The organism is Thermoplasmatales archaeon (assembly GCA_014361245.1).
Classification (GTDB): Archaea; Thermoplasmatota; E2; order UBA202; family JdFR-43; genus JACIWB01.
This window is the reverse complement of sequence record JACIWB010000058.1, coordinates 1-6,244: the sequence shown is the minus strand read 5'-3', so window position 1 is coordinate 6,244 and position 6,244 is coordinate 1. Positions and strand designations below refer to the sequence as shown.

Sequence of the window (6,244 nt, the reverse complement as noted above, 5' to 3'; positions counted from 1 at the left end):
TCCACAAAAGCAAAAGGCTAAAGAAACATTTTTCTCAGGAGTGAAATTTGTGTTCTATACCATGCTCATCAATTTGTAAAAAGCCCAGTTTTTTTCAAAATTTAGTGGAAGTATGGCTTCCACTAGTTGTGCAACACAGCAGAAATGACAGAATTTAAAAAATAGGAATATTCACAAATTCCAGCTATTTATTCTACAAGCACGAAATGAAAAAATTCTAAAAAATTAAATGCCCGCTGTCACATGTTTTTCCATAGAATTTATAGCCCTCTCTGCATGCCCCAAAAGATAAATTTTTCTTCCTGCATGCTTTTTCAACTCGCTCGAGATAAAAATTTCTTAGCTCTTGCGGAAGATAAAAAGAATTGCCAATTCTATGCCATTCATATTTTTCTATATCAATTATTCTTTTTAATCTTTCAAAAGCATCCCTTCTTGGCTTTAATGTGGAAGCAACTATATGTTTTACAAAAGGAGAAACATTTGAAACAATTTCCTCAATTTCATCATCATTAAAATCAGGTATTATTGGATCAATTCTAACTGAGCAGGGAATTCCCTCCTCCGCAAGAATTGAAAGAGCTTCTATTCTTTTATCTGGCGGCGGTGCATTTGGCTCCGCATTCCTTGCTTTGCTTTTGCTGAGGGTTGTTATTGTTATGCTAACGCTTGCCTTCATTTGCTTGAGTAAATCAACATCTCTCTTTACCATATCTGATTTTGTGATTATGAGCACTGGCAAATTTTTTTCCTTGAATATTTCCAGGCATTTTCTTGTCACCATATTTTTCTTTTCCTCTGGTGTATATGCATCCCCGCTATTTGCCATGCTTATATATGTATCAACTTTTTCAACTTCTTTTATTAAATTCCTTAGAATATGCTTTTTCAATCTTGCTTTAAATGGATCTCTTATATAGGAAGAAATATAGCAATAAATGCATGCATGAGAGCATCCTGTATAGGGATTGAATGAATATTTTTTTGGGCATGTGCATAATTTGCTTTTCCAGGGATCAAATAAACTTATAACATTTGTTCTTCCTTCCATTTTTTCATCATTTCTTCGGTTACGCAATCCTTGCATATTCCAAGCATTTTCCAGAAGCAAGATGAGCAGACAAATTTTCCGCAATTTATGCATTTATATACCGCATCTTTTGAAAAGCATATCATGCATTTCCCCTCTATTTTTTCTTCTTGCTTATTAATTTTTTCGATATCTATTCCATGTTCTTCCATCCATTTTTTCAATCCTTCATTCATCTCCATTTTATCACCATGGGACATTCTTTAAACCTAATAAGTATGCGATTATATTTGTTACTAAATGTAAAATTGGTGTTAAAATTAAAAGAAATAAAATATGATAGATGGTAAATGAAGATAAAAACCATTCTTTATCTACAATAAAAGCAAGAAAGAATGCTCCTAAGAGGAAATCAATTTGGTCAAGAAGTGGAAGGGGCTTTCCCCTAGCAATATTGAGCCTCCTTTTTAAAAAGCTTTTTGCAATATCTCCAAGAAGTGCTCCAAATGAAAGAGATAAAATTATTAAAAAAGAAGAGAAGCCATAGCCAAAAAGATTCCATATTTTATTCAGAATAATTCCTGAAATAAAACCGCAAATTATTCCTCCAGCAAGCCCGCGCCATGTTTTTCCCTCTCCCAAAATTGGCTTCCCCTTCCATTTTTTTCCAAAATCAATTGGCTTTCCACCCCCAATTAGAACTGCTGATGAATTTGCAATATAGGCGGGTAGTATAAGCCAGATTGCTTCTGCAATTATCTCAATCATTTTTCACCTTTATAACAAATGTATCTGCAATAACATCTCCTATCCTCTGTCTTCTCCTGCTCGAACAAATTGAAATTATGCTCAATATATAAAAACCAACAATAAGTTCAAAGTAGCGAATTATGTTTCTTGTAAATATACTCATAAAATTTCTTCCCATTTCTTCATCCACAACTTCGATATCCATTATCGCCTTTCCGACCGTTGAGCCAAATAAAAATTCAAAAAAGAGGAAATAAATTGTATGAATAATCAAAAAAAATCTGATAAAAGATAAAATAAAATTTGAATAGCCAAGAGAAATAAAAAATGAAAAACCGCATATAATTGAAAAATCAATTAGATATGAAATTATCCTTTCATCAACCCCCGCATAATTTAAATTTTCTCCAAAAAATTTCCTCTCAGCCCTTCCCCTCTCCTTAATTATGAATGAAAATGAAATAAAAAAAGAAAGCATCGAGGCAATATATATCATATCATAAATGCCCGCTCCCCCCATCGAGCCGGAAAATGGATGTAAAAAAAGCTGGGGCAGGCGGGCGAAGTCGCCACCTATTATAACTCCAAAAGTTGAGATTGTATATGCATATATTGCAGAAATCTCTTGCCTGAAGTAAAGGAGAAAGGAAATCAGAGAAGCTGTTAATGAGGGCAGCAGATAATAGGGAAAATAGGAGACAACCCCTTCCTCTTTTACTTCTGTCACCATGTATGTTAAAATTGAAATAATTAAAATTCCTAAAATTAATTTTGAAAAGGATATTCTTTTTTTATTAATGAAATGCAGGGATAATATTATGGGAATAAGCCCACCCCCTATATTCAATGCGAGAAAGTAATCTTTGTAGATGAAAACCGGCAAGTCAATAATCATTGTTGATGCTGAGCCAATTACAAGGAGGACAAATTCCTTTTTTCCAAGATGCATTTTTTCAAAAGTTTTTTGATATCTGAAAAAAAGAAAAGTTAGCAAAAGCAAAGGTATTGCAGGAAATATTATAAATGAAATAATTTTTTCAAGCACATCCTTATAGCATATCAATTAAAAAATTTTTGGAAATGTTTTATCATTTTACCTTGTAAAATTTCAAAGATAAACATGCTCAAGTTATATCCGGTCTGTGGCTCTTTATAATTTAAAATAAAAAAAGCGACAAAGAAATTTGATGATATCAAAAAGGAGGGAGTTTTTATAATATGGTCCTTCATCTTTATAGGTTTTTCCTTTTAATATTTCCCACTTGAAATTTTGATAATCCAAAATAATGCATCTTAAAAATGGTTTGTTTCCCTCATTTGGTATGTTTATACTAAAAGGGGAAGAACCAAAGTAATATTATAAAAAATTTGAAATTGTTAAAAATGGAAATTGTAGAATTAAGAAAGGTTCAAAAAATAAATTTTCAGAGCAATGAAAAAAAATTTTTTCAAAGCAATAGATGAATTTAAATAATGCTAATATAACACCTCATTCAAAAAAATTATTCCTTAAACTTCTCAATTTCCTTCTTCAATCTCTTAAAAAATCTCCTAAACTTTAAATAATTTATAAACATCCTTCCTGTAAATATAAAAGTTAATAGAATTGATACGGAAAAGGCATATATGGCAATAAGAAGAATAAAAATTTTATTGAAAGAGAGAAGATAAAAAAATGTAAGCATTGAAACTATAATCAGCGAAATTGGTATTAAATGCCTTTTGCTTAATTCTTCTATATCAATCACACCTGTAAATGAAATAATTATAAATATTATTTACTTTATTTTTTTATGCAAGCAATAATATTAGCGGGAGGATATGGAACAAGACTTGCTCCATTAACTTATACCACACCAAAACCGCTTCTGCCATTACTGAATAAGCCATTGATTGATTATATAATAAATTCATTGCCTAAGGAAAGCGAAATTATTATTGCATCAAACTATAAAAACAATAAAATAAAAAAATATCTTGAAGAAAGGGGAGTAAATGCAATTTTGAACAGGGAAAATAAACCACTTGGAACAGGAGGGGCAGTGAAAAATGCTGAAAAATTCATCGATGGAACATTTCTTGTAATAAATAGTGACATAATTTCTTCACTTAACATAAGAAAATTCATCAGCTATCACGAAAAGAAAAAATCATTTATAACCATCTCCCTCTGGAAAGTGGAAAATGTTGAAGAATTTGGAGTTGTGGATATTTCATCAGATGGAAAAATCAAAAAATTCATCGAGAAGCCAGCCCGCGAGGAGGCGCCTTCCCAGCTCATAAATGCGGGCACATACTGCATGAATTATGAAGTTCTTGACTATATTGAAAAGGGTAAATTTGTATCTATGGAGAAGGAAATATTTCCAAGAGTTATAGAAGAAGGAGGAAGATTTTATGGCTATCTTTTCCATGGATACTGGATGGATGTTGGAAAAAAGGAAAGTTATTTGGGGGCAACAAAATTTTTGCTCAGGAAAAAAAGTTTAAATTATTTATGCGGGAATAACTGCAATATAGAGGGACTTGTTAAATATTCCACGATTGGAGATAATTGCTCAATAGGAAAAAACTCGATTGTTAATGGAAGTATAATTTACGATAATTGTGTAATAGGAAAAAATGTTGAAATTGAAAATTCCATAATTGCAAAAAACTGCATAATAAAAGATGGAGTAAATTTAAAAAATGTTGTTGCTGGTGAAAAAGAAAAAATAGAGGAAAGCATGGAAAATGTAAAATTATGGAGCAAATCATTGCCTAAGGGCTATCCAAAAGAGCAGATTGGAAATCCCTGCAGGAAATAGGAATTATTTCTCTTCCAAAAATATTTATTTTATCAGAAAAAACAATTACTTCAATTGATTTTTTCCCTTCAAGATTGCATTTTAAAATTAAAACATCCTTTCCTCCCTCTCCATAACTTTCTGTATAACCAGCAATATATATCCTTTCATTCTCAATATCAATGGCTTTCAGGCAATCTTCTTTTTTTCCACCCCATATTTTTAGCCACGCAAAATTATCATTTTTATATTTAACCAAAGAGAGGTCTCCTTTGCTTATTCCTCCAGAATAAAATGAATCACCATAAACTTTCACTGAAAATGAGCTGTCATTTTCTTCCCCCCATCTCCTATCAAAAATTAGTTCTCCATCCATACTATATTTTATTACAAAAGAATTTGGAAAATAGGAAGATGTATAGCCAGATATGTATATTCCATCAGATATATCTATTGAATTGCCAAAATCATCCTCACTTCCACCCCATGTTTTGAAAAAAACTAAATTTCCATCCATATCAAATTTCATAAGAATAACATCCTTTCCACCAACGGAATAAGTGGTTGTATATCCAGTTATATATATACCATCAGCCACATAAATATCATAAGCTTCCTCATCTTTATTTCCACCCCATGTTTTTATCCATGAAAGATTTCCATCCGTGTCATACTTCAATATAAAAATTCTTTTTGATATCGCCCCAAATCCTGATGTTGTTCCACATATGTAAATTTTATTATCATATACATCTATTCCATATGCTATATCGCTGCTGCTTCCTCCCCATCTCTTTATCCATGAAATGTTTCCATTTTCATCTATTTTTGCGACAAATACATCTTTATTTTCTTCCCCAATTTCTCCAGCTAAATAAATGCATCCATTATAAAACTTTAAATCATTTGCAACAGAGCTATCTGAAATTGTAGAATTCCAAATAAACTTTCCATCAATATCAAACTTAAGCAATATTGCTTTTCCGTTGCTTGAGCCACCTACATATATTGATTCATCCACCACATCCATGGATGTTGCAAAGTCGTCCTCAGTGCCTCCCCAAGTTTTATACCATATGGCTCTTATTTTGCTATCGCCTGCAAATGAAGGCAAGGAAAGAATTAGAATAACTGTTGCCAAAGCAATTATTTTTTTCATATTATAAATTTTATTTCAGGTATTTAAAACTATTCTTCCAAAAAGGGCATGTAGAATAAATAAAGATAAATTCCTGCTATTTTTGCCTTTAATCATTTTTACTTATTTCTTAAAGCTATTTTTTTAAATTACTTTATTGCACAAAGTAATCATATTCATAAGAGTAATAGCAACTCCTGTAAGAGTAATTGCTCTTAAGCTTTCCAAATATTGTTTTTAATCTCGAAAAAACATATTCTTTGTTAAATCTTTCTTTATAACCAGTAGCTTCTGCCCATTTTTCATATCCTAACTCCTTATACAATTTAACTTCTTCTGCAAATTCTTTACTTCCCCTACATTTAGCTAAAGCATTTTTCTTAGGAGGGGAATGAAATATTATTCCCTTCTTTTCAGCAATATTATAATTCTTTCTTGAAAAATATGCTTTATCTCCATAAATTGTAGAGCCAGCGGGTATATACTCTATAAAATCTTCAAAAAGAGAGGAATCATTTACATCTCCTTCAGTTATGGCAA

At 31.3% G+C, this 6,244-nt stretch carries 8 protein-coding genes; 1 reads left to right on the top strand and 7 read right to left on the bottom strand.

Features of this window, described 5'->3' with window-relative positions:
• Positions 1-217 precede the first annotated feature (217 nt).
• The 5 genes from H5T45_07040 to H5T45_07020 form a co-directional block, all read right to left on the bottom strand.
• Positions 218-1,051 (bottom strand): radical SAM protein, encoded by an 834-nt coding sequence (locus H5T45_07040; protein MBC7129462.1) that lies wholly within the window; start codon positions 1,049-1,051, stop codon positions 218-220.
• Complete coding sequence (locus H5T45_07035) at positions 1,027-1,272, bottom strand: hypothetical protein (GenBank protein ID MBC7129461.1); 246 nt, start codon at positions 1,270-1,272, stop codon at positions 1,027-1,029. The genes H5T45_07040 and H5T45_07035 overlap by 25 nt, the downstream gene beginning before the upstream one ends.
• A gap of 4 nt (positions 1,273-1,276) precedes the next feature.
• Positions 1,277-1,798, bottom strand: a complete 522-nt coding sequence (locus tag H5T45_07030) for a CDP-2,3-bis-(O-geranylgeranyl)-sn-glycerol synthase (protein ID MBC7129460.1) — start codon at positions 1,796-1,798, stop codon at positions 1,277-1,279.
• On the bottom strand, positions 1,791-2,843 hold the full coding sequence (locus H5T45_07025; GenBank protein ID MBC7129459.1) for a DUF1614 domain-containing protein: 1,053 nt from the start codon (positions 2,841-2,843) through the stop codon (positions 1,791-1,793). The genes H5T45_07030 and H5T45_07025 overlap by 8 nt, the downstream gene beginning before the upstream one ends.
• Before the next feature lie 439 nt (positions 2,844-3,282).
• Positions 3,283-3,528 (bottom strand): hypothetical protein, encoded by a 246-nt coding sequence (locus H5T45_07020; protein MBC7129458.1) that lies wholly within the window; start codon positions 3,526-3,528, stop codon positions 3,283-3,285.
• Between the two features lie 45 nt (positions 3,529-3,573).
• On the opposite strand from H5T45_07020, the gene H5T45_07015 reads away from it, so the two are divergent.
• Positions 3,574-4,587 carry an NDP-sugar synthase gene (locus H5T45_07015; GenBank protein MBC7129457.1) on the top strand — a complete coding sequence of 338 codons (1,014 nt, stop codon included), beginning with the start codon at positions 3,574-3,576 and terminating at the stop codon, positions 4,585-4,587.
• On the opposite strand, the gene H5T45_07010 is transcribed toward H5T45_07015, so the two are convergent.
• Complete coding sequence (locus tag H5T45_07010) at positions 4,541-5,725, bottom strand: hypothetical protein (GenBank protein MBC7129456.1); 1,185 nt, start codon at positions 5,723-5,725, stop codon at positions 4,541-4,543. The genes H5T45_07015 and H5T45_07010 overlap by 47 nt on opposite strands.
• 133 nt (positions 5,726-5,858) lie before the next feature.
• On the bottom strand, positions 5,859-6,244 hold a 386-nt coding region (locus H5T45_07005; GenBank protein ID MBC7129455.1), incomplete at its 5' end, for a transposase.

Excerpts from the sequence above, each read along its gene's own strand:
- H5T45_07015 (MBC7129457.1), top strand. The coding sequence starts at position 3,574 with ATGCAAGCAATAATATTAGCGGGAGGATATGGAACAAGACTTGCTCCA.
- H5T45_07035 (MBC7129461.1), bottom strand. The coding sequence starts at position 1,272 with ATGGAGATGAATGAAGGATTGAAAAAATGGATGGAAGAACATGGAATA.
- H5T45_07010 (MBC7129456.1), bottom strand. The coding sequence starts at position 5,725 with ATGAAAAAAATAATTGCTTTGGCAACAGTTATTCTAATTCTTTCCTTG.
- H5T45_07030 (MBC7129460.1), bottom strand. The coding sequence starts at position 1,798 with ATGATTGAGATAATTGCAGAAGCAATCTGGCTTATACTACCCGCCTAT.
- H5T45_07040 (MBC7129462.1), bottom strand. The coding sequence starts at position 1,051 with ATGGAAGGAAGAACAAATGTTATAAGTTTATTTGATCCCTGGAAAAGC.